At 68.3% G+C, this 26,886-nt stretch carries 11 protein-coding genes and 1 CRISPR repeat array; of the genes, 1 reads left to right on the top strand and 10 read right to left on the bottom strand.

The genetic code is table 11. The features are described 5' to 3' along the window. Nucleotides 1–70: 70 nt before the first annotated feature. Nucleotides 71–9,724, bottom strand: a complete 9,654-nt coding sequence (locus F0L68_RS35660) for a LamG-like jellyroll fold domain-containing protein (protein ID WP_188317006.1) — start codon at nucleotides 9,722–9,724, stop codon at nucleotides 71–73. A gap of 567 nt (nucleotides 9,725–10,291) precedes the next feature. Here F0L68_RS35660 and F0L68_RS35655 point away from each other — a divergent pair. Continuing rightward, the gene (locus F0L68_RS35655; protein WP_188317005.1) at nucleotides 10,292–12,241 is read left to right on the top strand and encodes a tachylectin-related carbohydrate-binding protein; all 1,950 of its coding nucleotides are present in this window, start codon (nucleotides 10,292–10,294) and stop codon (nucleotides 12,239–12,241) included. Between the two features lie 1,900 nt (nucleotides 12,242–14,141). Continuing rightward, nucleotides 14,142–16,302: a CRISPR direct-repeat array (repeat unit 29 nt; unit sequence GTCTTCTCCGCGCAGGCGGAGGTGTTCCG). Nucleotides 16,303–17,015: 713 nt separating this feature from the next. Here the strand turns inward: F0L68_RS35655 and F0L68_RS35650 are convergent. From F0L68_RS35650 to F0L68_RS35610, 9 genes are all read right to left on the bottom strand, one after another. After that, nucleotides 17,016–17,243 (bottom strand): helix-turn-helix domain-containing protein, encoded by a 228-nt coding sequence (locus tag F0L68_RS35650; RefSeq protein WP_223199433.1) that lies wholly within the window; start codon nucleotides 17,241–17,243, stop codon nucleotides 17,016–17,018. After that, nucleotides 17,240–17,797, bottom strand: a complete 558-nt coding sequence (locus tag F0L68_RS35645; protein WP_149854309.1) for a hypothetical protein — start codon at nucleotides 17,795–17,797, stop codon at nucleotides 17,240–17,242. Before F0L68_RS35645 ends, F0L68_RS35650 begins: the two co-directional genes overlap by 4 nt. Nucleotides 17,798–17,799: 2 nt before the next feature. Next, nucleotides 17,800–19,569 carry a type IV secretory system conjugative DNA transfer family protein gene (locus tag F0L68_RS35640; protein ID WP_149854308.1) on the bottom strand — a complete coding sequence of 590 codons (1,770 nt, stop codon included), beginning with the start codon at nucleotides 19,567–19,569 and terminating at the stop codon, nucleotides 17,800–17,802. Further along, nucleotides 19,566–20,633, bottom strand: a complete 1,068-nt coding sequence (locus F0L68_RS35635; protein ID WP_149854307.1) for a C40 family peptidase — start codon at nucleotides 20,631–20,633, stop codon at nucleotides 19,566–19,568. Before F0L68_RS35635 ends, F0L68_RS35640 begins: the two co-directional genes overlap by 4 nt. A gap of 136 nt (nucleotides 20,634–20,769) precedes the next feature. Further along, on the bottom strand, nucleotides 20,770–21,585 hold the full coding sequence (locus tag F0L68_RS35630; protein ID WP_149854306.1) for a hypothetical protein: 816 nt from the start codon (nucleotides 21,583–21,585) through the stop codon (nucleotides 20,770–20,772). Further along, the gene (locus tag F0L68_RS35625) at nucleotides 21,582–22,946 is read right to left on the bottom strand and encodes a putative type IV secretion/conjugal transfer ATPase (protein WP_223199432.1); all 1,365 of its coding nucleotides are present in this window, start codon (nucleotides 22,944–22,946) and stop codon (nucleotides 21,582–21,584) included. The genes F0L68_RS35630 and F0L68_RS35625 overlap by 4 nt, the downstream gene beginning before the upstream one ends. A gap of 158 nt (nucleotides 22,947–23,104) precedes the next feature. Next, nucleotides 23,105–24,622, bottom strand: a complete 1,518-nt coding sequence (locus F0L68_RS35620) for an SCO6880 family protein (protein WP_149854305.1) — start codon at nucleotides 24,620–24,622, stop codon at nucleotides 23,105–23,107. After that, nucleotides 24,619–26,043 carry a hypothetical protein gene (locus F0L68_RS35615; protein WP_149854304.1) on the bottom strand — a complete coding sequence of 475 codons (1,425 nt, stop codon included), beginning with the start codon at nucleotides 26,041–26,043 and terminating at the stop codon, nucleotides 24,619–24,621. Before F0L68_RS35615 ends, F0L68_RS35620 begins: the two co-directional genes overlap by 4 nt. Next, the gene (locus F0L68_RS35610) at nucleotides 26,033–26,803 is read right to left on the bottom strand and encodes a hypothetical protein (protein ID WP_149854303.1); all 771 of its coding nucleotides are present in this window, start codon (nucleotides 26,801–26,803) and stop codon (nucleotides 26,033–26,035) included. Before F0L68_RS35610 ends, F0L68_RS35615 begins: the two co-directional genes overlap by 11 nt. Nucleotides 26,804–26,886: the final 83 nt, after the last annotated feature.

Raw genomic sequence — 26,886 nt, 5'->3', positions numbered from 1 at the left:
TCAAATTAGGGCGCACAACATACGACTCGATGGCCCGGGGTACTGGTCGCCGAGCCATCGAGTCCACTAATCAACCATCAGCTAACGGTCTCATCCGTGCCGGCCACCACGAGGGAGGCCACGGACCAGTGTAGTTGGCTGGCGGATTGAGCGGTGCCACTCTGTCACGCTTGGAACTGTTACAGAACGTACACGAGGGTGTCAAATTAGGATCGGTCAGATCGCCATTCTTACTGCGCGGCAGAACATGGTCCAAACTCGTACCCGGATTTGCCCTACAGTAGGAGCAGAGAGGAGCAGTACTACCGGGCGTTGCCCCAACTCCAATATCGTAATCGCGCAACTTTTCGGCCGGAATTCTGCGACCTGCACCAGGTCCACCCTCAGAACCAGGAGGAATTTCAAAGATTGGCTCTCCGTTCAGGCCACACCCAATCGGGGCATTAATGTTATGCACGAGGATCGGTGTAGCGCCCGCTTCAACGTAGAAAGTGTGCAGTGCTTCAATCGTGAGATTGAAAGTTCGAAGCTGAGCCGAATAGTGACGACTGGCAACAATGTTAACTCGACCGTTGCCTGGAGTATTAAGTTCATCGCCGACCTTGAGGTCTTCGGCTACAGTCCAGGCACGCGTCGTACTGTCATAAAACAGATGGTGCACCGTCGACGTAATCGACTTGAAGCCCTCCGGCGTCGCAATAGTCAGATCAACAAAGTCACGGTCTGCATCTGTAATATGAATTGCAGTAACGACATGCCGCTGAGAAGTCTCGCTATCTGGAGCGCTGTTTTCAACGCGGTCACCCACTTTAACGTCCCGAATCGGCTTCGAAACTCCGTCAGCCATCAATACGGGAGTGTCCCCACTAAAGCTATTCCCCAAGCAACTTTCCGAAGAGCGCACTTCACCTTCTGCTCTTCGGAGAGCTCCAGCCTCTCGGATTTCGTTACCAGCAGCCCTTACTGCCTTCAGTCCTGGCAGCACAGCCAGGAGCGTCATCCCGCACGCCTTCAGGTCTCCCCGAGTGAAGCAGTTCTGCGCATCGGCAATACCGGTTATGTCCTTGAAGACTTTCTTGGCGTTCTTGAAGAAGTTGTCAATACTCCAGCCAGTGTTGGCTAGTTCCGACGGCGCATTAGTTGAGTCCTTCACGCTGCCAATAACGGCCCGGGAAGCGTCTGTGATCGCATTGACGATTTCCCGATACGAGCGCTGCACGTCATCCACCGGATTCGCCTGGACACCGACCGTCTTCGACGAACTCGTCGGAGACGACGACACTGGCGCTTCGGTCGAACCCCCGTAGATCGGCGCGAGCATCGCTTGGGGCACAGGCAGCGGATTAGACCGCACGGCCTCGCGCTGTGCCTGACGCGCGCCCACCGCGGGGTCCGGTGGTGGAGGTGTGGAGGGATGAGAACGCGGAGGCGTGTTCGAACCCGGATGCCATGGTCGGCCAGGGTCCGGGCCAGGCTGCACAGGATCGGGACCGGGATCCGCTCCGGGGTCCGTACCTCGATATCCGCACGACAAGCCGCCCCCAGCATCCCGACTGGGATCGTGTGGAACTGGCGGTGGAACAGTTCCACCGCACGTGTTCGGAGGCGGCGGGCTGCAGTCCCATGACACTGCCGGTACCCAGCTGACCCCCGGAGCCCCACTGCACGGATCCTCAGGGGGATCGACAGGCGCAGGGTTGGCATGGCCAGGAATCTTGTTTGGTCGGAACCAGCAGATCGGGTCGGCCCAGGAGAACGAGTCGTCGCAGAACGACCAGTCGTGACCTGTGGGGTCGATGTAGTTAAGCGGTGAACCGCCCGCGTAGGTGTAGCGATTCGACGCGCTGGACGGGTTGTCAGGTAGCGAGACGTCGTCGCGGCTGGTGAAGCTGCCGCTGGCGGGGTTGTACCAGCGGGCGGACATGTTGACCTGGTTGGTGTCCGGGTCGGTCCAGCCGCCCTGGAAGCCGATCGGGCGCTTCGTGCCGCCGGTCGCAGTGACCTGACCGAACGGGTCGTAGGTGATGGAGTCCGCGAGCTGGGTCAGGGCGCCGGTCGGGTTGATCGTGCCGACCAGGTCGCCGTGCCGGTCGGACACCGCGAGGCGCTTGTCCGCTCCCTGCGCCAAGGCGAGCAGGTCGCCGCCGGGGCCCCGGCTGAAGGTGCCGGTGCCGTCCGAGGCGAGGGTGTTGCCCATGCCGCTGTAGGCGAAGGCGCGGTCGTTGCGCTTGACCACCCGGTCCAGACCGTCGTAGCCGTAGTTCGTCGTGGCCTCGGCGACCAGTCGGTCGAACGCGTCGAAGGAGAAGTTTTCCTGCGCCGGCCCGGTCTTCTTGCCTGCGGTGGTGCCGCGGGGACTGTAGTTGTAGGTGCTGGTGCCGTCGGACAGCAGGCGGTTGCGTTCGTCGAAGATGGCGGTCTTGTCGCCGGCCTTGGTCCGATTGCTGGCCGCGTCCCAGCCGTAGGCGGTGGTCTTGCCGCCACCGGTCCACGAGGTGAGCCGGCCGAGCTGGTCGTAGCCGTAGGTGTTGTCTCCGGCTCCGGCCACGCCCGTCGTGGTCTTGCCGGTGAGCTGATCACCCAGGTCGTAGCCGTAGTGCACGGAGCTGACCTGGGCCGCAGCCCGTTGCTGTGTCGGGTCTGCTGTCACGCCGAGCTTGTCATCAGTGAGGCGGCCGAGGTCGTCGTAGCCGAAGGTGCGAGTCCGCCCAGCACCGTAGTCCACAGTGGACACTTGACCGGCCGGGTTGTAGCCCGGTGTCTGCGTGGTGCCGGTGATGGCGTCCACGACGCTGGACAACCGCCCTGCCGTGTAACCGAACGCGGCAGTGCCGGCGGCATCGACGCGGCTGGTGGGTTGACTGTCCGCGTTGTAGGCGAAGCCGGACTTGCCCGAGGGGCCGTCGGTGCTCAGCAGCGCGCCTCGGTCGTTGTAGGTGAACGTGTCGTCGGCGCCGGGAGCGCTGATCCCGACGAGTCGCCCCAGTGCGTCGTAGGAGCTGACCCGATCGGCCGTGGCCGATTCCGCGCCGCCGCCGGTCTCCTTGGTCATGCGGCCCAGGCCGTCGAAGGTGCGTTGGCGGGTGATGCCGCCTGGGGCCGTCATCTGGGTGGGGTGGCCGGCCGCGTCGTAGGACACCGTCCAGGTGCGGTCCCCCGCGTTGGGGTGCGCCTGGGTGGACGGCTCGATCACGGACTCGGGCAGGCCCAGGACGTTGACGGTGTAGTTGGTGGCGTTGCCACGACCATCGGTGTAGCGGGTGCGGTTGCCCGCCGCGTCGTAGCCGAAGGACGTCGTCACCGACTCGGGTTCGGCCTGGTTGGTCAGCCTGCCCAGCGCGTCGTAGGTGAAGGTACTGATGCGGCCCAGCACGTCGGTGGTGCTCGTGAGGTTGCCGGCCACGTCGTAGGCCGCGGTGCTGCGACGCAACAGGGTGCCGTTGGGTGCCAGGTCGGCGGACGCGACCGGGTGGCCGGCCAGGTCGACGGTGGTGCGCTGCGCGCGGCCGAGGCCGTCGACGGTCTTGACGTTGCGGCCGGCCAGGTCGTAGCCGAACTGGGTGGGCACGCCGGCCGGGTCGACGGTCTTGGTCAGTGCGCCCACGGCGTCGTAGGTGTTGCGGGTCGTGGCGCCGCTGGGCGTGGTGGCGACGGTGAGGTTGTTCGCGTCGTCGTAGCCGACGCTGCTGGTGAAGGTTCCCGCCGTCGGGTAGCGCTCGCGTTGGGTCGCGGTGACACTGCGGCCGAGGTCGTCGTAGGTGGCTTCGCTGATCGCGCCGGTGGGGTTGGTCACCGACAGCTGCTCGCCGACTCGGGTGTAGGTGTAGTGCCAGACTCCTCCGGGCTGGCCGGGGTTCTTGGGGTCGGGATCGGTGCGGTCAGTGAGCCGGTGCAGCTGGTCGTAGGCGAAGCGGGTGACCGCGCCGAGCGGGTCGGTCACGGCCTTGATGTTGCCGGCGCCGTCGTAGTCGATGCGGCTGGTCGGCGTGATCGCCTGCTGCGCGCCGGGCTGGGTGTAGTTCGGTGAGGTCGCGCTGACCGTACGGCCGATCCTATCGACGCTGGTGTGGCGGGTGTTGCCGTTGGCGTCGACGCTGTCGGTGGTTTGCCCGAAGGAGTTGTAGCCGGTCCTGGTGGTCGGCTGCGCCGGGCTGGGCTTCTTGCCCGCGGACTCGACCGAGACGGTCGGCGCGGTCGAGGTGACGGAGCGGCCGAGGTCGTCGTAGCCCAGCGTGGTGGTGTAGGCCGCCGGGTCGGCGCCGGCGACCGCGCCGCGCGGGTCGGTCACCGAGGTGAGCAGGCCGCGCTGGTCGTACCCGCGGGTGGTGGTGAGGTTGTCGGTGTCGGTCTCGACGGTCTCGGTGGTCTGCCGTCCGGCGTCGTCGTAGCCGTAGTCGACGATCTCCGCGTCGCTGGAGTTCATGACGCCGGTGTTGGACTCGTTGCCGGTGCGGGTGACGCGGGTGACGTTGCCGGCGAGGTCGTAGGCGAACAGTGTGCGGCGGGCCAGGCCCTTGGGGTCGACCGTGGTGCTCGCGACCCGGCCGACCGCGTCGTAGGCGCTCGCGGTGACCCGCCCGCCGGCGGTGGTCTGGGAGACGAGTTTGCTTGCGGCGTCGTAGGTGTTGTCGGCGAGCACGATGTCGCGCGTGGTGTTGTCTGGGTTGTGGAAGCCCCGAGCGATGGTTTGCCGCAGCAGGCCGTCGGAGTAGTAGGTGTAGCCGGTCTTGCGGCCCATCGCGTCGGTGTGCGCGACGAGCTGCCCGGCGAGGTCGTAGGCGTAGGAGTCGGTGACCAGGTAGTCACCGGGACCCGGTTCGCCGCGGCCCTGTTCCCGCCAGCCGCGCAGGCGCACCTCGGCGATCTTGTTGCGAGCGGTGTAGGCATACTCGTACTTCACGCCGTCGGGGCCGACCATCCAGGTGCGGTTGCCGAAGGAGTCGTAGCCGTAGTGGGTTTCGCGGCCCTCTGCGTCGGTGACCGCCGACCGGCGCCCTCGGTCGTCGTAGGCCATGGTCGAGGTCCGGGTCGCGTCGCCGCCGGTGAGGTCGCTCGCGTCGACGCGGTCGGGGTTGCCGTCGGGGTCATAGTGCGTGGTGGTGCGCAGGGTGTGCGTGACGCCGGTGACGGGGTTGGTCACGCCGGGCTGGGTGGCCGTCGTGGGCCGCGACAGGGCGTCGTAGCCGATCGTCGTGGTGATGCCGGCCGGCTTGTCGGTCGTGATCTGAGTGACCGTGGCGCGGCGGCCCAGCGCGTCGTAGGTGAAGCGCGTGATCAGGTGGGTGGCGCTCTCGACCTCGGCGAGGTCGCCGGTGGCGTAGTACCGGTACAACGTGGTGGCACCACGGGGATCGACGCTCTTGGCGACGAGTCCGGCCGGTGTGTTGCCGCCGCCGATGGCCGCGTCACCGGCCGCGGTGTAGGTGTGGCGGACGACCGCGCCGTCGGGCGTGGTCTGGGTTGCCAGGTTCCCGAAGGTGTCGTAGGTGTAGCTGGTCTTATAGGTGTTGTCGGTGGCACTCGCCGAACGCGCGTCGCGCGTGGCGGTCACCTTGTCCAGTCGGGGGTCGGTGAGGTTGTCACCGGTGAAGTACTCGAAGCTGGTGGTCTGACAGTCGGTCGGGCCGGTGCGGCAGGTGGTGCGGGAGACGATGTTGCCGCGCTGGTCGTGTTTGAGGGTGACCTGGTTGGCGTTCTCGTCGGTGATGGTGCTCTGGAACCCGGTCTCGTCGTAGTCGTAGCTGCGGGCGCCCTGCAGGTCGACCGGGATGAACGTGCCTGGTCCGCCGGAGACCGGCACGTCGCAGAACTGGCCGCCCGGTCCCGGTGTGGTGCAGGTCGGGGTCGGCGGCGGCGTGGTGGTCGTGGTCGGCGGCGGCTTGTCCTCGGAGCGGGCGTCCATGCCCAGCGGCGCCAGATAGCGGATGATGCGCCCGCGCATCGGGTCGAAGTCGTAGAAGTGCGCGCGCTTCCCGGGGTCGATGACCCGGACGGTGCGCACGATGTTGGTGTCGGTGCCCGTGGTGACCGGGGTGCTCAGCTGCCAGGTTCCGCCGTTGCGGTCGGTGTAGCTGGTCAGGCGGTCGTTGGTGGTGTCATAGCTCAGCTGCGCGGCGCTCTTCCCGCTGGGCAGCGTGATCTTCGCGAGTTCGTCGGCTCCGGACCGGGCTGCGTAGTGCGCCTGCACCGCAGGCTGGCCCAGCGCGTGCTGGTAGACCGCGACCTCGTCGATGACGCCGGTGAAGGAGCGGCGCGTGTCGGTGCCGAAGTGGTCCCAGTCAGACGGCGCGAAGGCGTAGGAGGCGCCGATCTGGCTGTGCGCCAGGGTGGAGTTGTCGATGGCGCCGTCCTTGCTGCCCACCGGCTTGCCGTCCAGGAACAGCGTCTGTGTGGCCAGCGAACTGGTGAGCACCACGTGGTGCCAGCTGCCGTCGTTGACCGGCGCGGCGGTGGTGATCGGCGCGGGCGCCTGGTTGATCCAGAACTGACCGCGCAGCTTGCCGTCGGTGCCGACGTAGAGCAGCGGCACCGCGCCGTTCGGATTGGCGCCGTAGGCGGCGTTCTGGGCGCCGAACAGCGGGCCGTCCTTGGTGGTGTTGAACCACAGTTCGACGGTGAGTTCGCGGCTCTTCTTCACCAGGCCGTCCGGCAGCGTGACGGCGGCGTTGTTGCCGGTGAAGGACGCCGCGGCGTCACCGGAACCGGCCAACGCGCCGGGCGAGAGGAGTTTGACGTCGCTGTTGTAGGTACCGTTGTCCTTGCCCAGATTGATGCTGACCTGGCTGCTGGCGGTGGTTCCGCCGCTCTCACCCAGACGCCAGTAGGAGTCGGGCTTGGAGTCCAGCACGGCACTGCGGTAGTGCGAGCCCGCCGCATAGTCGTAGCGGGTGCAACCGCCGGCGGGGTCGCAGACCTTGGTCAGCTTGTCGCCGTTGTACTCATAGGTCCACGTCGACGCCGTGCCGTTGACCGGGTCAGTGCTGACCGTGCGGACATGCGCACCCGACCACGCGAAGTGCAGCGCACGTCCGCTGGTCTTGTTGGTGGCGGTGGCCAGCGCACCGCTGGCGTCGTAGGAGAGTTGGACCCAACGCCCGGCGGTGTCGTGCTGCTCGATGAGGCGGCCGGCGGCGCCGAAGACATAGAAATTGTCGGCCTTGTCGGTCATCGTCCAACCGCCGCCCTGCGCGGCGGAATATGGGACCAAGGTTGCGTAGCGTCCTGCCGGCGGGACGAGGCGGCCGCCGGTGGGCTGTCCGCTTGAGTCCTTGTTCGCGCCGAAGCGGACCTGCTGGCCGTCAGGGTAGGTCACCACCACGTTCCCGGAGCCGTCGGAGTCCGGCGTGATGCGCATGTCGTAGCTGGAGGACCAGCCGGCGCCGAACGCGGCGTCGCGACGCGGGTCAAGGCTGTTGTAGGTGCGCGCCACGGTCAGCTCGGGGCCGACCGTGGTCGCCGAGGCGTCCACCGCGCTGGAGGTGTAGTTGCCGACCTGTGGGTCGAAGTCCTTGTCACCGCCGCCGTAGGGGGCGTTGCCCAGGTGTGAGGTGACCTCGGGCTGCGGCACGGTGGTGAGCAGGTCGCTCAGCGGCAGCGCGGGGCTCTCCGACGTGCCGTCCCACGCGAAGGCCTGCCACTGGTAGGTCTTGCTCCAGCCCAACGCCCCCACCGGAACCGTCCACGTCTGGTTCGCCTGCCGGCCGGAGTCCACGCAGTTGGTGGTGCCCTTCTCGCAGACGTGGAACCGGTACTGCAGGCCCGCGTCCGGCGGCGCGTCGATCTTGATCGCGCGCGCCCACAGGCTGGGCGTCAGCGTCGGCGCGGAGTACCCGTTGGGCGGGTACTGCTCCTTGATCGCCGGCGGAATGTTGATCACCTGGAGATCCAGGGCAGCGCTGGGGATCTGCTCGTCGGTGAAGAACACCACGCCCCGGCGGATCATGGTGAACTCGAACCGGTAGGTGCCCGGCGGAGTGGGCTGGATGTAGGCGTCCAGGCTCACCGAGGCGCCCCTGGGCACGTTCTGCGGCAGCGTGGACGCCTCCGCCCACCCCTGATAAGTGCCGTCCGAGGTGAAGTAACGGTAGGCCAGGGCGTACTCGCCGGTGGTCCAGGTGTCCGCGCCCTGGTTGGTGACGGTGAGCTTGACCTTGCCGCCCTGGGTGCGGGTAACCGGCGGGTCAGGCACCGGGTTGTCGAACCGGTAGGTCGCGTCGTAGGCGGTGTGGGTGATCGACAGCAGCGGCGGGTTGGCGGTGCCCGCGCCGGTGAACTTCTTCCACCCGAACTCGTCGGTCTCCGAGCCTCGCACGGTCAACCCGTAGTTGGCCTGCTGGCCGGTGACCCAACGCTGCACCAGGTCGCGGCCGGCATCGCCCAGACCGATCGCCTCGGTGGCCGTCGGGCATGCCGACGCGGTGGTGCCGCTGGCGATGAAGCCGTGCGCGAACTCCGCGCTGCCCAGGGCGTCGCCGTAGGCGGGGCCGGGGTACTTGTAGCCGGTGCCGGCCTGCCACACCTCGGTCACCGGATAGACGGTGACCGGGCGAGGATTGCAGGACCAGGACTGGTAGTTGGTCAGTCCCAGTTGGACGCCGAAGATCTTGTGGTTGCGCAGGGAGTTCTCGACACCGGGGAAGGCCACGTAGGTCGCGGCGGTGTAGTTGCCCGAGGAGTCGTAGCTGTGGCCAGCCTTGAGTTCGCCGTCGACCTGGCTGAAGTTGGTGCCGTCGCCGTTGCGCTGCACGTACATGCTCGAGCCGGCGCTGTCGGTCTCCACCGGCGGGTCGACCCGCACCGGATAGGTTCTGGCGGGGTCGTTCAGCCACGCCGAGTCCAGGTCGACTTGGAGTAGCTGTTGGCCGTCGCGCTGCACCAGGGAGTAGGTCACGCCGTAGGAGGTGGCCGGGTTGCCGGTGTGGTTGTCGACCTTCGCGTCGGTCATGAACCCGCGCGGGAACTGGGCGCGCTCGACGCCCTTCTCGTCGCGGAGCACGACGCGCTTGTCCACCACGGTCGCGGTCAAACCGTTGAGGTGCAACGGGAACAGCCACGTGCGCGGCGCCTGCGGAGAACGCAGGACCAGGGTCTCCTTGAGTCCACCGGGTTTGACCTGCAACTCCAGGTCGGAGTTGGCCCGCACGCCCGGGTAGGTGATGGTGCTGCCCTGGGTGTTGCCTGCGATGTCGGCGGCGCCGTCCAGGCCGAACTTCAGGCTGTGCTGCGGATCCAGCGTCAACTCGGCCACCGCTGCCGCGCCCGATCGCTCGGCGAAGTGGACCTGCACGGCGTCGGCGGTGTTACGCCAACCGTGGTCGGCTACCAGGTTCGTGTCGATGGGCGCCCAACTGCCGTCGGCGCGCTGGTAGTTCAGCGGAGTCTTGGAGAACTGTGTGGTCTGGGTGCCGTCGGCGTTGGCGTAGGTGCGTTCGTTGCGGGACCGCTTGTCGGGCAGTTCCTTGCTCGAGGTCGCCTCGAAGCCGCGGGCCTTCTTGCTCGCGGCGATGGCGACGTGGGCGCTGTTCGCCGCCGAGTGCGGGTCGTCCTGGCCCTTGATCGGCGGGTACTTGGCCTGCTCGGCTCGCGCGTCGGCGGTGTTGCCGCGGTTCGGCGCGTCCTGGTGACCCTGGCCCTCGGCAGACCCCCAGCGCTGGTCCGGTCCAGGCCCGGGAGTGCCGACCTGGGCCTGTTGGGTGGCCAGCTGCTCGCGAACGACTTCCGCCATGGCGGGCCCGTACAGAGTGGCCGCGACGGCCATGACTCCGAACAGCGCCAAGCCACGACGCAGCGACCTCGACCTGCCCAGCGCAGCACGACGACCGGTTCTCCGCACGGAAAGCACCTTCCCCCAACGCAACATCCAACGCCCGAGGTCACCAGCGCCCCCGTCAGCGCGCACAAGAATGAAGCATCATGAGGTTCAAGACAAGCCGACCGAGAACAGCCATCAAGAATGCGTAGTCACGCCTTCGAATCACACCGCCGTTACATAGAGACATAGTGACATGAACCACTTAACAAAGTCTTGACAGTGTTGACCTGCCCATATAAAGCCAACTTTGACAAACCGACGCTACCGCAACCGGCCAGATAACGATTACGAAGTGGACGTAACGTCCCACTCCAACCTTCGATAACGACCGGGGGAATCAGGTCGGCAGAGAGATCAAGAAATGATCTTGAACTGATCGCTGGACCCATTTACCACACGTTACAGATTCAGAGAAGGGGGGCGTTCGTGGGAACACGAACACCACACGCACGAAGTGCGGTCTGCCGCGTACTCATCGCGTTGCTCGCCGCACCCGCACTTGCCATCGGCCTCGGCACGCAGTCCGTCGCGGCCGCTGACCCGGTCGACACCGTCGACTGCCACAGCAACGTCTCGGTGTTCCTGTCCGAGGCACCCGCCGGCGACCTCTGGCTGTACCACCACCTCGACCCCGAGAACGGCACCTTCAACTGGGACCAGAAACAGCAGATCGGCAACGGTTGGACCGGCCGCACCATCGCCGGCCCGAACGGCTACGTCTACAGCATCACCGACAACGCCACCGGTGACCTCCGCCGCCTGCACTGGACCGGCTCCGCCTGGGACACCTACGACGCGGCCGGCACCCAGTACCAGGTGATCGGCCAGTGGTGGAACGGCTGGACCTCGCCGCAGTTCCGCAACCGGGTGGCCGTCGACGCCAACGGCGACTTCTACACCGACGAGTCCGACGGCAACCTCTACTGGCAGCACTACGACGAGGCCAGCAAGACCTGGACCCGCAGGCTGGTGGACACTGGCTGGGGCGGCTACGACCACATCGTCGCCGCCGGACCGGGCATCCTCTACGCCCGCACTCCCAGCGGCGACCTGTTCCGCTACGTCTACGACGCGGGCTCACAACGCTGGCTGCAGAAGAAGAAGCCATCCGGCCAGGGCTGGAACATGTTCACCCAGATCTTCTCCCCCGGCGGCGACATCCTCTACGGGCGCGGCACCAGCGACGCCAAGCTGCTCTGGTACCGGTACCAGATGAACGCCGACAAGTGGATCACCGCCAACGACGGCACCGGCAAGGTCGTCGGCTACGGATGGAACACCGAACTCGACGTCACCGCCGACCCCGGCGCCTGCAAGCTCTCCACCGCGCTGACGCCGGCCCGGCCCGCGGTCACCGCCCAGCCCCACGCGAGCAACACGCTGCTCCGCTCCAGCAACGGATACCTGCAGTGGGCCTACACCAACGCCAACGGTCGCCCCACCTACGCAGAGATCCGCGACATCACCAGCGTCACGCGCTCGAACTTCGCGGCCGTCCCCGGCACCACACTGGTCACCGGACCGCCCGCGCTCGGCGAGAACGCCGACGGCCGCATCCAGGAACTCGCCCAAGGCACCAACAACGCCGAGTTCTACAGCAACACCCAGTCCACGCCCGGCAACGCCTGGGCGGGCGACACGACACTCGGCGGCTTCATGGTCAGCCCACCCACGCTCGCCCGCAGCAGCGACAGCACGCTGACCGCGTTCGCCGTCGACGCGCAGGGTCAACTGTGGACCCGCCAGCAGGCCACCAAGAACGGGCCGCTGCTGCCGTGGCTCCCGCAACCGAGCAAGAACATCACGGCCAACCAACTCACCGTGGCCGCCTCGGGCAACAACCTCCGCGTCGTCGCCCTGCACACCGACGGCGTGTTCCGCACCGCCACCGTGACCCAGGGCATGGTCGGTGCCTGGACCGACATCTCCGGACTCGCCGGGACAGGCACTGCTTCCGCAGTCGTCATGCCTGACAGCACCCTGCAGGTCTTCGCCCGCGGCACCGACAACCAGATCTACACCAAGCGCGAAACCAGCACCGGCTTCCCCGGTGCCTGGACCGTCATCCCCGGCATCACCGCGGCAGGTTCCCCCTCGGCGACCCTCGGGCCCGACGGCGCTCTGCACGTCGGCGTGCGCGCGAGCGACAACTACATCTACACCACCGGCCAGCAGGCACCCGGCGCGGCCGCTTACAGCGCCTGGCAGGAGATCACCGACAAGACCACCCTCACCTCCACCGACCCCACGCTCGTGGCGATGCCTGACGCCAGCACCTGGGTCGTCGCCTTCCGCAGCGACCTAGACGTGCCCAAGCTCCGCCGCAACCAACCCGCAGCACCGGCCGCAGCCACGCCACGCAGCCAATCCACCGCCCAGGCACCACGCTCGACCTTCGTCGACGTCCCGCTGAACGCACCGACCAACTGATCGCAGAGGGGGCGAGCCGCACGGTCCGCCCCCTCACGGCGGTACCGGCAGTTGCCGCCAGCTCGACGTCAACCTGAAGCAGGTGGAGATCGATGTCGAGTCGAGGTTGAACATGCAACTATCCAGCTATTGGATTAGTGTCAATTGCGGTCAAACGCTACGCTGCAGCCGGAAAACACCAGCTCACGAAGCCTGATCTCCACGCACGTGGAGGTGGTTCGAGGCGGGTCAGGACACCCTCATACGCCCGTTGCTGATCTCCACGCACGTGGAGGTGGTTCGTCCTCGTCAGAGACCTCAATCGTGACCAGCGCCTGATCTCCACGCACGTGGAGGTGGTTCGCAGTTCGACTTCGCGGTGCCGCTCGCTGCCGGCTGATCTCCACGCACGTGGAGGTGGTTCGCTCACCAACGGCGTCGACCAGGCAACGGTCCCCTGATCTCCACGCACGTGGAGGTGGTTCGTCGCCGAGTTCGGTCTCCTCAGCCACGGTAGGCTGATCTCCACGCACGTGGAGGTGGTTCGTTGACTTGGTCAACGTCGAGTTGCCGGTACAGCTGATCTCCACGCACGTGGAGGTGGTTCGACTGTCCTCGCCGGGCGCGGAACTCCCGCCGCCTGATCTCCACGCACGTGGAGGTGGTTCGCCTGTCAGGCACCCGCCACCGCCCGCCGGTCCCTGATCTCCACGCACGTGGAGGTCGTTCGCGGCTTCCGGCAGCCCGTCGGGGTAGAGGGCTCTGATCTCCACGCACGTGGAGGTGGTTCGTGCTGGACGTCAGCAACGATGACGGCGACGCCCTGATCTCCACGCACGTGGAGGTGGTTCGTTGTAGACACCGGACTCCGCCGACCAGAAGGGCTGATCTCCACGCACGTGGAGGTGGTTCGGCCGTCGACACCCCCTCACCAGGGCCGGCTGGCTGATCTCCACGCACGTGGAGGTGGTTCGCACACTCCGGTCCAGTCGGATTGGCTGACGTTCTGATCTCCACGCACGTGGAGGTGGTTCGCAGCATCAAAGCCCTCTTCCGGACCTACAAGGCTGATCTCCACGCACGTGGAGGTGGTTCGGGGGTTTCGCCGCCCTCCAACGCCCGGAGTTCCTGATCTCCACGCACGTGGAGGTGGTTCGGTACCACAGTGGACCCCGGCAACCCTGTGACCCTGATCTCCACGCACGTGGAGGTGGTTCGTCGTTGAGAACGCCGCTCTTCGGGTCGCGGCGCTGATCTCCACGCACGTGGAGGTGGTTCGGCTTGCGCGCCACCACCACACCCCGTGCGGCACTGATCTCCACGCACGTGGAGGTGGTTCGTTGGGGTGCTCCACTGGCAGTCTTTGCTGGCACTGATCTCCACGCACGTGGAGGTGGTTCGCGGCGGTGTCGAGATGACCGCCGTCCGCGCACCTGATCTCCACGCACGTGGAGGTGGTTCGACGGTGGTTCCGGCGTTGGGTTCTCCGAGCGACTGATCTCCACGCACGTGGAGGTGGTTCGTTTCCCCGCGAGCCGCGCCATTCCCCGGCCCGCTGATCTCCACGCACGTGGAGGTGGTTCGCTCGCCGAGCTCGCCGCCGACCCGGCACGGTTCTGATCTCCACGCACGTGGAGGTGGTTCGACGGTCGGCGGGTTGCCGATGGCGGCCTGGGTCTGATCTCCACGCACGTGGAGGTGGTTCGGTTGTGGGGATCGGGCATCGTTGGCACCTCTTCTGATCTCCACGCACGTGGAGGTGGTTCGCTCCGCCGTCCGGAGGAGCTGGTTTCACCGCTCTGATCTCCACGCACGTGGAGGTGGTTCGTACTCGGCCATGTGCCCGGTGGCGATCTTGCCCTGATCTCCACGCACGTGGAGGTGTTCCGGACTACCTGGAGCTTGAGGCGTACGCCTCCGAGTCTTCTCCGCGCAGGCGGAGGTGTTCCGATCTCCACTATCTGGTTTCTGCCTCCCCCCGTGTCTTCTCCGCGCAGGCGGAGGTGTTCCCAGCGCAGCGGCCTGGTCGACCAGCTCGGGGGAGTCTTCTCCGCGCAGGCGGAGGTGTTCCGTGGTTTTCCGGTCAGCGTCAGAACCTCTTTCCGTCTTCTCCGCGCAGGCGGAGGTGTTCCGCAGGGCACTGCTGGGCTCGGACCAGGCCCACGGTCTTCTCCGCGCAGGCGGAGGTGTTCCGTCAGCGAGACCATGGCCGGCATCACCGCAGCCGTCTTCTCCGCGCAGGCGGAGGTGTTCCGCCGTGGTGTCGGCGCATCTCTCGGTCCAGGACGTCTTCTCCGCGCAGGCGGAGGTGTTCCGCCAGGTTGACCGCTGGCCGTCGGGTACAACGGTCTTCTCCGCGCAGGCGGAGGTGTTCCGTTGATGATCGCGGCCCGAGCTGTCCCTACCCAGTCTTCTCCGCGCAGGCAGAGGTGTTCCGCCAGTCGTACCAGGCCAACATGCGCATTCGTCGTCTTCTCCGCGCAGGCGGAGGTGTTCCGCTGCTGGACATCCCGCTCGACCAACTCACCTAGTCTTCTCCGCGCAGGCGGAGGTGTTCCGTCCGACTCGTTGTTGCTGGCGTTCGCGCCGCGTCTTCTCCGCGCAGGCGGAGGTGTTCCGGCACCGACCAGCCGGCTGATCTCGTCAGGCAGTCTTCTCCGCGCAGGCGGAGGTGTTCCGGCCGCTCTCGCAGTACTGGCACTGCCGGTTCCGTCTTCTCCGCGCAGGCGGAGGTGTTCCGGTGCCCAGCAGCAACGACCCGCCGCGCTCCGGGTCTTCTCCGCGCAGGCGGAGGTGTTCCGCCCGAGGTTAGATTGGCGAATGGGCCTTCATTGTCTTCTCCGCGCAGGCGGAGGTGTTCCGCCGGGGGCCGACCGTGGCCCGGGGCGGGTCGGGTCTTCTCCGCGCAGGCGGAGGTGTTCCGTCGCCATCAGGTGGATGTGGTCATCCGCGTGCGTCTTCTCCGCGCAGGCGGAGGTGTTCCGTCACCGCCCTTGCTCGCACAGGCCGGCGAGGTGTCTTCTCCGCGCAGGCAGAGGTGTTCCGGCGGACCAAGCCCGCGGTCTCGCACCACACAGGTCCTCTCCGCGCAGGCGGAGGTGTTCCGTACTCGGCCTCGTCCGTGTGCTCGGGGCCAGCGTCCTCTCCGCGCAGGCGGAGGTGTTCCAGCGGCCCGTGTCGAGGCCCACGCGTGGATCAGGGTCCTCTCCGCGCAGGCGGAGGTGTTCCGTTCACCGGCCGTGTCACGCTCCGCACAGTCCGGTCCTCTCCGCGCAGGCGGAGGTGTTCCGTTACTCGTCAGTCTCAGCGCGGTGCCATCTCGGTCCTCTCCGCGCAGGCGGAGGTGTTCCGACCCTGTCCGTCGGCCAGGTCGACGCTGGGGCGTCTTCTCCGCGCAGGCGGAGGTGTTCCGCGTTCTTTCCGGTCTTGCCTGTTCGAGTGAACGTCTTCTCCGCGCAGGCGGAGGTGTTCCGCGATGCAAAGCGCACTAGGTTGCTCCGTGTGCGTCTTCTCCGCGCAGGCGGAGGTGTTCCGGTCGACAACACGCCCGGCGCGCTCGTGCGCCAGTCTTCTCCGCGCAGGCGGAGGTGTTCCGTTTTGGCCGACTTGAGGTGAGCGGGTTGATTCGTCTTCTCCGCGCAGGCGGAGGTGTTCCGGCGGTGGGGGACTGGTTCGCCATCCGGCTGGGGTCTTCTCCGCGCAGGCGGAGGTGTTCCGTCGTCCCGTCCTCCGGGCCGTCGCTCGACGAGGTCTTCTCCGCGCAGGCGGAGGTGTTCCGCCCAGACCGAGACCCGGCGATCGACCCGGTCGTCTTCTCCGCGCAGGCGGAGGTGTTCCGTGGCTGGCCAACATGCAGGCCGAGGGGTTCCGGTCTTCTCCGCGCAGGCGGAGGTGTTCCGCGTTCGAAATCATGCGCCACGTTCGCGCAGCCGTCTTCTCCGCGCAGGCGGAGGTGTTCCGACCCGCGCACGCGCGTCCCGGAGACGCTGGACGTCTTCTCCGCGCAGGCGGAGGTGTTCCGGCGGCACGTAGGTGGAAGGCCCGCGGCGTCCTGTCTTCTCCGCGCAGGCGGAGGTGGTTCGCCAGGTTCAACCCTATGGGCCGTGAACACGAGCTGATCTCCACGCACGTGGAGGTGGTTCGTACCTCGCCGGGTGATCGCACACAGCGCACGGCTGATCTCCACGCGCGTGGAGGTGGTTCGTACGCGTTCAACGTCGACTTCATCGGGTCGGCCTGATCTCCACGCGCGTGGAGGTGGTTCTGCTGAAGCTGCTGTCCCAACGCCGCGATGGTCCTGATCTCCACGCGCGTGGAAGTGGTTCAGGAGGACTTCACCGGCGAGCGGCGCCGCGAGTTCTGATCTCCACGCGCGTGGAGGTGGTTCGCTCATCGTCGAGCCCTCCACGCCCGCGCAACCCTGATCTCCACGCGCGTGGAAGTGGTTCGTGCCGTTCGGCTTCCCCGACCGCCCGCACCGTCTGATCTCCACGCGCGTGGAGGTGGTTCGCTGTGGGAGGCATGGAGAGGTGCCGAGAACAACTGATCTCCACGCGCGTGGAGGTGGTTCGCCGCCGACGTCTACCTGGCCCGCCGGATCGCCCTGATCTCCACGCGCGTGGAGGTGGTTCGTCCGGGGGGAGCTGGCCTGGCGGATTCAGCGGCTGATCTCCACACGCGTAGAGGTGGTTCGCCCGACGGCGGAATGAGGTAGATCGCGCATCCCTGATCTCCACGTGCGTGGAGGTGGTCCGGCCAGCAGCCGGTGTCCAGGACGGTAGCGATCTACGCGGCGCTACAGCGCATTGTGCCGCGCGAGAGGTAGGTCGACGCCAAGGAGGTGGAGCAGTCCGGCGGTGGGCACACGATATGTGTCACCCACCTTGATGACCGAGCAGGGGAAGATCCCCAAGCGCGCGAGCTCGTAGGCCTTGGTGCGGCCGAATCCGAGCGCGCGGGCTGCCGTCATCAGATCGACGGCGGCGGGCAGGTCACCCAACTCCGACAGTTTCAACGGCATCATGGCCTGGCTCCTTCCTTGTCTCGTGTCACGGCATCCACGACGCGGTGGTCACCTTCCAGGCACTCGGCGTCCGCCCAGTCGGTGATGCGGGCGGCGAAGGCGGGGCGCCATCGGTCGTGCCAGTGCTGGGCGTCGCGCTCGTTGGCCTCGGGCCCGAGGTTGGCCTGCCGCCACGCGTACGCGAGCGACGCGATCTCGGCGGCCAGCGCTGGATGCTGCTGCCAGCAGGCGGGAATCGAGACGGTGTGCCGGCTGGCTTGGAAACGTGCCGGCGCGGCGTAGGTGGTGTTGTACCAGGAGACGAAGTTTGCCACGAAGGTCGTTGGCTCGTCGGCGATCTCCGGTGATGTGCCCAGCACCCACGGCGCTGGTCGGTCGGCGGGGCGTTGGTCGCTGTGGAACAGGACGTCGATCCGTTCCTCGACATGGCGCAGCCGGCCGCCCAGCAGCGTGAGCCTGGCCGAGAGGCGGCTGAGGATCGTGGTGAGGTCGCGGATCTGACCGTCCACCGTGGTGTCCGGGCCAGCGGGGGCGATCTCGTCGTCGTGGTCCATGGTCAGCTCTCCTGTCCGTCGCGGACACTGCGGATGTCGCGGCGCAGTGCGTGCCAGTCCGGTCGGCGGGACACGTCGAGCACCTTCGCCAGGATCGGGCGCAGGTGTCGGTGGATGATCAGGACGTGGTTGCGGCGCAGGGTGCGGACTTCGCCGGGCCGGTAGGTGGGGACGCTTTCGGTGCCGACGGAGGTGCGGCCGGGCGCGAAGAGGCCGTCGGAGAACTGTTGGTAGCGGCGGCGGTCGTGTTGCCCGGTGAGCAGGGAGATCCATTCCAGGGTGCGTTGGTCCTTGAGTCCGCCGAAGACGGTCAGTGTGGTGGTGTTGTCCACCAGCTGCCGGGCGCCTTCCAGGCCGTAGAGGTCTTCGAGTTGGGCCAGGGACTGGGTGCTCCAGTGGATGAGCACGCCCCGCCCTGCCGAGTCGGAGATGACCTTAGGGAGGTGGAAGATGGGGGTGGCGTTGGGGAGTTCGTCCAGGACGTTGCTCGCCGGCGGATCGAGGCGCTTGTGCGGCTGTTCCAGGGCGAGTTCCTGTTCGGTGGACAGCAGGTGGTCGGCCAGCGCGGTCAGCAGCGGCACCGCGTGAGCGGCCTGCTGTTCGCCGGCGATGATGAACAGGGTCCCCTGCGAGGCAACGAAGTCCTTGGCGTTGAACCCTTCTCCCGGTGCTGGGCTGCACAGGTCGCGGAGGCGGGGGTCCATGAGGGGTTCGGTGACGCGGCGGACGCTCATCCAGACCGCGTCGGAGGTTTCGGCGACCATGCCGAGTTCGGCGCGGAGGTTGCGGGCGAGGTCGGGGTAGTGGGGTTTGAGGAGTTCGACGGGTTCGGTGTCGCGGGTGGTCGACCACCGCACCAGCGCGTCCACGGTCCGGTCGTTCAGGGCGGCGGCGAGCAGGTAGGCGGCGAGGACGGTGGTGGCGCGGGAGCGGAAGACCTTGTCGTTGCCTCCCACCTGCGCCAGGTCGATCGACGCCGCCTCGACCATCGTCTCCGCTCGCTGGCGTGCGACTGTGGGGTCGGTGCAGCCGTCGACCGGGGACCAGCGCAGCTGGTGGGGCCAGGTCACGGTGCCGGTGGCGTCAAACACCACCACCGGGCCTTGACCGTGGCGTTGTCTGGCGAGCGCGGTGAACTCGAACAGGTCGGGTTTGGTGCTGGAGCACAACAGCATGCCGGGCGCGGCCAACGCCTTGTGGACGAGGTCGCCTCGGCTCTTGCCGGACTGGGTGGGGGCGATGACTCCGGTCGGGTTCTCCAACGGCGTCCACAACCGCGCACCGCCCGCAGTGCGGTGGCACGGTACGGCGAGATGCTCGACAGTGGCTCTGCGGCGTTGACTGGCGGTCAGTCCCGGTCGGGTCCAGGCCGCCGTGCGGCGGGCCGTGGACACCGACAGCTCGGCGCGGACCTCGGCGCGGGAAGCGTGTCCGGGCTTGGGCGGCCAGACGAAGCGCCGGATCCCCACGCCCAGCATGACGCCCACGAGAACGGTCACGGCGAACAATCCGGCGGTGACGGTCCAGTACAGCTCCTGCCTGCCTGCCAGCTCCGGCCTCCACGGGCTCGGCGAGGCGGCGGGGGTGAACGGGTGGGTCGCCACCGTCAGCCACTCGCCCAGGTCGGGGATCTGCCAGGGTCCGCCGGCCAGCCCGGTGGTGACGGTGAGGCCGAGGACGAGGTCGGCCAGCAGCGCGCCCAGGCACGCGGCGGTACTGGAGATCAGCGCCAGGAGGGCGAAGTCGCGGTCGGCGCCCGCTGGGGTGGTCATGTTGGCCTCCGGATGGCGACGATCTGACTCACCCACGCATGTACCTGGGCGAGTTGGATACGTTGGCCTGGTTGGGGTGCGTGCACCAGGAGTCCCTGCCCGATGGCCAGGCCGACGTGTCCGGGGCTGGCTGCGGTGCCGTCGTCACCGGGGATGAACAGCAGGTCCCCAGGTTGGATCGAGGCCGGGCCGAAGACGGGGAGGCCGTCGTTGGCCTGTGCCTGGGTAGTGCGGGAGATCGCGACCCCGGCCGCCGCCCACGCGGCCTGGGTCAGCGAGGAGCAGTCCCAGGAGTCCGGGCCGCTCGCGCCCCAGACGTAGGGTTTGCCCAGCTGCGCCAACGCGAACTCGACGGCGGCGCGTTGCCGAGCGTCCGTCGGTGGGCTCCACCCCACAGGCAGTGTCGCAGCGCCGGGCGTCAGCGGTAGTGAGGTTCCGCCGTGGTCGAGGCAGCCGGGCGTGACGACCGGGGTTGCGCCGAGGTCGGGCGGTTGACCGGTCGAGTTGTCGGGTCCGATCCAGTATTTGTCCACCAGGAGGCCTGCGTTGTGTTCCCAGGGTGCGTAGCGGTCGGGGAACGCTGAGCGCTGCACTTCCTGGGCGACCTCGCCCAGGGGGCGCTGGGCCCAGTGGTCGATGTGGACGAGGTGGTCGAGGAAGGTGTTGGTGGCGTAGGTGGGGTTGAGGATCTGTTCGCGGGTTCCCCAGCCTTGGCTGGGTCGTTGTTGGAACAGGCCGAGGGAGTCGCGGTCGCCGTGGTCGAGGTTACGCAGCCCGGACTCGACGATCGTCACGGCGATGGCGATGACGGCGGCGCGTCTGGCGAGCAGGGGCCGTGTTCCGGTGACTTGGGTGATGGTGCGGGCGTTGGCCAGCTGCTCCGCCGTCCACGACTGGTCGCCGACCTGCTCGGCCGCTCCCCCAGGCCCGACACTCGAACCCGTGCAGACCGCTGCTATGCCTTCGTCGTCGGCCAGCCACGCCACCCCGATCAGCATCAGGGGCGCCCCAAGCAGGTAGGCGAGACCGACAGCGGCAACGAGCAACGTTCTGGTGCGGTTCATGACGGATGTCCTGGGGTGTCGGCGTTCGTGTCAGACCGATCTGGTGTGGCGTCGGCACGCATCGAGTTCACGGGTACACGCCGGCCGGTGCCGCGGTGCGAGTGGCGGGTGGTGTTCGGGTTCGAGGACATGACGATCAGTAGCCCAAGCCCGAGCTGAAGCCGTCGTCCTCGCCGAGCTGGTCGTCGTCGTGGAGGTGGCTCTCCGTGGCGGTGCGGCGGTCCAGGGACGTGTCCAGGGTGGCGGGGTCGGGGCCGAGGATGTCGGCGAGCAGGCCGTCGATGCGGGCCTGGGTCTCGGCCGTGAGGGGTCCGGTGTCGGCGGTCTGGTCGCCCAGCAGGGCAACCAGATACTCCTGGGAGGCGATGCCGTAGCTGCGGCCGTCGAGGATCACCGGGCTGAGCAGCCGGTCGGGGTCTTCTTCGCGGGTCGGCCAGCCCCACCGGATCTCCAGGTCCTGCTCGCCGCGCGTATAGGTCTCGGCGTGGCCGCCGTCCATCGCGTAGAACGCCTCTGCGCGCCATCCGTTGTCCCGCAGGAGGTCGGTGACGTCAGCGCGGTGTAGTTCGGTGATGAACCCGCCCGGCTTATACAGGCGATCGATCAACCTGTCGAGCTGCTCGCCGTACTCAGACGGCAGTGGATAGGACCGCAGATCGGTGAAGATCATGAGGGCTGAGGCGCGGCTGTCGGCGAGGAAGATGCTCAGATCGTCAGGGATCACCGCGAAGTCGCTCACGGCGTCGATCACGCCGGCGGGGTGGGTGATCTCGCCCAGGTGCCGGCCCGCGTCGAAGGCGAGGATGTCCCGGCCGTCGCGGTCGCGGCCGTCGATGACGTGGGCGTAGTAGGTTTGCAGGGCCTCGTTCCAGCCCACGTAGATCTCGCGCGCGTCCTGTGGTGAGGTGCCCAGGGGTTGGAGTCGGAACCGGCTGTCGGCCATGGTGGTCACCGCCCTGTCCCACCGTCAGCGGATGGCGGTCGGGCGGGTGTGGGGCGGAGTTGGGCGTTGGTGTCGAACAGGCGCCGCTCGATGCTCGACAGCACGGCCTGGACCTTGTAGCCGGGTCGGTTCTCGACCTTCCACAACGCGCGGCCCGGTCGCTCCATCGCCCATCCCGTGGTGGCGGCGTCTTCCTTCTCGTTGAGGGCGAAGTCCTCGGTCAGTTCCGACGCGACGCGGGTGGACTGTCCGAACAGGACGCGCGTGGAGCACAGGGCGAGGAGGTCCTTGGCGATGGTGACTTCCTGGCTTCCGGCCGCGCCGACGGTGAGCGGGTCGGAGGGTTTGTGCATGACCAGGATCTGGATCTTGCGGTCCTTGCGGGACAGCCGCAGGTCCGCGTCCACGCTCTGCACCGCCCGCAGGCCCAGGCGCATCTGGCGCCAGACCTCGTCGCGCACCACGATGCGCAGGTCGCCGTCGGCCTGTAGGTCGGTGGCCATGCTCGACCAGGACCCCAGACACGTCAACGCGACCGCCACCGCCTGATCGCCGCGTGATCGGAGGCGTTCCAGGTCCATGGACTGGATGGGGGCGTCCCAGTCGAGGTCGAAGTTGGTGTCGGCGTCGAACAGTCCCGCCAGCGGACCGGTGATCAGGTTCGAGAGGGTGTCGGTGATGCCGCGGCAGTGGTCCAGGAACTGACGGGCGGAGGCGAACCGCGCCTCCCGCCACAGCCTCTGGTCGGGGTGGGCGAGTTCGTGGTGCACCTGGGGAATGGTGATCGGGCGCAGTCCGCTGTAGCCGTCGGTGACGCCGAGCAGGGTGCGCAGCACGGTGGACAGGACCATCTCGTCGGTGACGGTGGCCCGGTAGCCAGCTGCCTCGGCCAACGCGGCCAGCAGCATCACCCAGCGGCCGATCACGCCGGCGATCTCCTCGCGCTGCCGCGCCACACCGAAACCCGCCCACCGCGCGGTGAGGGGTCCGAGGTCCAGGGCGTTGAGGCGCGTGCGCAGGCCACGCCCGAGTTCGATCGGCGTGACACCCAGTTCCCGCAGCAGCGGGCTGTACTCGCCCTTGACGTCGCCGGAGACGAGGGTTTTCACGCCGAAGGGCATCATCCGCAGCAGCAGCGCGCCGACCACGGAGGTCTTGCCGCGACCGGGTTCGCCGAACACCACCATGTTGGGGTTGGTGCACAGCTTGCGCAGCACCCATTCGACGGGGTGGCAGTAGAACGCGCCGCCGGCGAGGGTGTCGTAGCCGATGCGGGCGCCGACCGCGGGCATGCCGTTGGCGGCCAGCAGCGGGAACAGGCCGCCGATCTCGGTGGTCGCCGCCCGGTAGGTGGTCAGCGGGGCTTCCACCGGCGCCCAGCCACTCCCCCGCCGTCGGTGTCCTCGACGCGGCGCGACGGGCCGGTTGACCGGTCGCCGAGTCCGCGTCGGCGGTGCCGGTGGTGTGGGCGGGGGTGGTGTGCCGAAGTCGGTGAGCAACTGCGCCACGGTGCGCTCGGGAGACCGGTTCATCGCAGGCCTCCCCGGATCCGGGGCAGGCCGACGCCGACGGGGAGGCAGGCCGCGACGAACGCGGTGTCCTGCGCCAGTTCCAGGCGCAGCAGCGGGAATCGCCCGGCGACGTCGGTCTCCAGCCGGGCGGCGTGGTCCTCGACGTTCCAGTGCGAGGGCACCGTCACCGACGCCACCACCGCGTAGCGGACCAGGGCGTGCCCGCCGGCCACCGCGTGTTCCTGGGCCTGGGCGCCGGTGTGGTCGCGGCGGTCGGTCGCGGTCGTGGTGAACCCGCGCGACCGCTTCAGGTCCGCGACGATCCCGGACCGGTGCCGTTGCGCGCGCACCGCACGGGAGGAGCGGGCGGCGTCGAGGACCTCGTAGTGGATGGCCAGGGCGCGGCGCTCCCCCGGGGTCCGCACCGCCAACAACGGCCCCAGGGACCCGAAGACGGTGCCGGCCTCGGGCATCAGGACGCTGTAGGTGACCGAGGTGAACCCGTCGTGGGTGTAGGACCGCGCCGAGGGTGACGGTGCGGTGGTGGGGCCGGCCGCCGCCAACGGCAGCGCGCCCGCGTGCTCGCCACGCAGGTTCTCGGCGGTGAGCACGGCCTGGCTTGCGGGGTTGAACCCGGTGCGCAGCGCGTGGGCGACGCCGTGCCCGTCCAGCCACCGCACCGAGTCCACACCCAACGCCTTGAGGGGTTCCTCCAAGCCGTCCAGGGCCCGGTAGAGGACGTGGGCCCGGCCTTCGACGCCGCCTCCCGCTGTGGTGGCGGGTTTGCGGAGCGCGGTCTCGGGGCCGGAGACGGTCACGAAGATCTCGTGCTGGACGCTGACCTTGCCCACCGTCACGGTCAGCTCGTCGGTCGCGGCCACCGCCAGCGGGGGCGCGTCGGGGGTGTGGTGGCGGGCGCGCCACAGGTCGTACTCGGTGCCGTCATCAGGCACCGTCCGCACGTACAGGGAGATCCGGTCCACCAGTTCGCGGTGCCCGATACCGACCAGGAGGTTGCCGAGGCGGGCGGCGAGGCGGGCGCGGTGCTCGTCGGTGAGCATCCCGACTCCGGTGTGGGTCAACCGCGCCGTGGCGCCCCACCGGCCCTCGCCGGTGTCGTGCAGCAGACAGATCCTGCCGTGGTGGCGGAACGGCGGCCCATCGGGCATGGCGACCCTGGTCAGGACACCGGGCAGGTCGGGCTCGCCGTGGCGAACGGCTTGTCCGGCGGAGGCGGCGGACTGCCACCGCGACCAGCCTGTCCGCGCACCGAGCTGGTGGAGCAGGAGGTGGATCAACCATCGCACCGCAGGACGGCCGCGCACGGGCGTCACGACCAGCGTGGCCGCCGATCCGCACACGACCAGCAGGACCAGCGCGGCACGGAATCGCCCCTGCGACAGCGCCATCAACACCGGCAGCGCCAACACGACACAGGTCAACGCCTGCGGCGCGGTCACCCCCAGGATCCAGCCGGCCCGCTCACGGCGGTTGAGGCCCCGATAGATCCGCGGTCCCGTTTCTGGCGTGCTCACAACATCACCGCCGCGTCCTCGGCCGCACCGGCCGCACTCGCGCCGCCCGAGGGACCCGGCCCGTTCTTCGGGCCGCCGCGCGGGTTGCCGCCGTCGGGCGCTGGCGGTTGGCCGCCGTCTTCTTCAGCAGCAGGGGGCTCGTCGTCCCCGCCGCGCCGGGGCGCGGCACTCGTGGTGTGGTCCGTGGTGGTCGCGGTGCTCGGAGTCGAGTCGCCGCCCACACCGTGGGTGGCGTCGGAATCACGGGACCGCTCACCTGAACCGGGCGCCGTCGGGCTGGTCGTGTCACCGGACCGTGTCTGGCCACCGGAGGTCTCCGGCCCGGTGGTGTCCTCGGCCGGCAGAGCATCGGTGTCACCACTGCTGCTGCCGCTGTGGTCGTCGCCGAGGTCGAGGTCGTTCTGGGCCTCGTCGAACCGGCTGGTGTTGGTGTCCTCCTCGCCGCCTCCCCCGACACCCTGACTGAAGTGCTGGCCCAGAGCAGCGAACCCGGGCACGTGGTCGCGGTAGCCGTCGACACCCTGCGCCGACCACCAGCTCCGCAATCCAGCGCCCGCGTCGGTGTTCGGGTCGACGAACGCGAACAGGGAGAACAACGCGAACGGACACAACAGCGACACCAACAGCACGCCGACACCCACCAGCAGCCCGGCCGCGCCCTGCGCGCCGCCCACCATCGCCACCCCGACCACCAACGCCAACGCCAGCACCGGTTTCATCGCGATCGCCGCGAGCAGCCACCGCACGACCTTCCAGAACCACCGTGTGGTCACCTCGGCCAACAAACCGGCCGCCACCAACGGCACCGTGGCCACCAGGACATAGACCGCGGCGGCCCGGAACAGCATCTCCAGCACGTAGCCGAACGCCGCCGGCACGACCCCGAAGATCGCGCACAACCCCAACACCACCGCCTTCACCCCGGTGGCCACCGCGTTGTCCAGGGTGGTGTGGCTCAACGCCTCCTGGAAGTTCGACGTCTGCAACCCCGTCTGCAACAGGCCCGTGGTCAGGCCGTCGGCCGCAGCCAGGAACGTCGCCACCGCGACAGTGGTCATCGTCAACGCGAGCCCGTAGTGCACCGGACCGGTCAGCAGGCGGGCGAAACCCCGGCCACCACGCAACGCGGTCGCGGTGAGCTGGAAGAAGAACAACCCGACCGCCAGCGTCCCGGAGATCCACAACATCACCGGCCACAACGCACCCACCGGCCCCCACGTCGTGGACACGGAGAACACGGTCAGCTTGTCGGCGAGCTCGAACGCGGTGCGCAGCACTGCCAACGCGGCGTCCCACACCACCCTCATCGCCATCTCGAACGCACTGCCCGCCGCGCTCGCGATGGCCTCCCCGACCACCCACACCGGAGTCGGGCCGAGGGGACTCACACCCGGAAGCAACAGCACACCGTCAGGAGACATGACGCAACTCCCGGTATCCCACGCGGACAGCGTCGCGGCTGCCCGGCCACGCGTTCGGCGCCGCCGCCGCCAACCGGGTGGGGCTGACCTGCCAGCGACCTCCGTCGAACCGCAGCGCCTGGCAGTCCCCGATCCCGGCCTTGGCCGAACGGGTCTGGTAGTCCGCCGCGAACTCGCCCAGCACACACGCGACGACGAAGTCACCGCCATCGGCCGTGCCTTTGATCAGCCCCTCCACGGGGGTGAAGGTGACCGTGAGCCCCGGAACCGGTCCGGTCGCCGGCAACCCGGCGTGGGCACGGAAGTCCACAGCGAACCGGTACAGCTGCGTGTCCCGCGCGACCGGACCATCCGTGGATGAGAGTTCGCCGTAGGCCCGCTCCACTGTGTCGGGGTCCGCGCCCCGCAACGCGGTCGACGCGAGTTCGGCCAGCTGCGCCAGCGCGCCTTCGGGTGTCGCTGGCAGGCCGGCGTCGGCGGTCCACTGCCCCAGGCGCGGGGACGGGGTTGGGAGCTGGATCGGCGGACCGGCCACGTCCTGCGACAACGGTTGCGGCTGTGAGGCTTCCAGCGGCAGCACCGGCATCGGAGCGGTCGCGAGCGCGTCCTCGTTCTGGATGTCCCACACCCGTCCCGGCTCACTGCCCACCGTGCCCGCAGGCCGGATGGGCGGGGAGGTCAGAGCCGGGACGGGTGGGGTGGCGCCCCGCTGCGCGGTGGTGAGGGGAAGGTAGCGGGCCAGCACTACCGTGAGACACACCGCGAAAAGCAGGACGCCGGCCACAACCCACCGCGCACGGCGGTGGGAGCTTGCGTGGGAGCTGGTGTCGTTGGGAGACATGG

The sequence above is a fragment of the Solihabitans fulvus genome (assembly GCF_008386585.1).
Taxonomy (GTDB): domain Bacteria; phylum Actinomycetota; class Actinomycetes; order Mycobacteriales; family Pseudonocardiaceae; genus Solihabitans; species Solihabitans fulvus.
Note: the sequence above shows the minus strand (reverse complement) of the source record. Positions and strands in the feature narration are given on the sequence as shown.

Excerpts from the sequence above, each read along its gene's own strand:
- F0L68_RS35660 (WP_188317006.1), bottom strand. The coding sequence starts at position 9,724 with ATGGCGGAAGTCGTTCGCGAGCAGCTGGCCACCCAACAGGCCCAGGTC.
- F0L68_RS35650 (WP_223199433.1), bottom strand. The coding sequence starts at position 17,243 with ATGATGCCGTTGAAACTGTCGGAGTTGGGTGACCTGCCCGCCGCCGTC.
- F0L68_RS35645 (WP_149854309.1), bottom strand. The coding sequence starts at position 17,797 with ATGGACCACGACGACGAGATCGCCCCCGCTGGCCCGGACACCACGGTG.
- F0L68_RS35640 (WP_149854308.1), bottom strand. The coding sequence starts at position 19,569 with ATGACCACCCCAGCGGGCGCCGACCGCGACTTCGCCCTCCTGGCGCTG.
- F0L68_RS35635 (WP_149854307.1), bottom strand. The coding sequence starts at position 20,633 with ATGAACCGCACCAGAACGTTGCTCGTTGCCGCTGTCGGTCTCGCCTAC.
- F0L68_RS35615 (WP_149854304.1), bottom strand. The coding sequence starts at position 26,043 with ATGTCTCCTGACGGTGTGCTGTTGCTTCCGGGTGTGAGTCCCCTCGGC.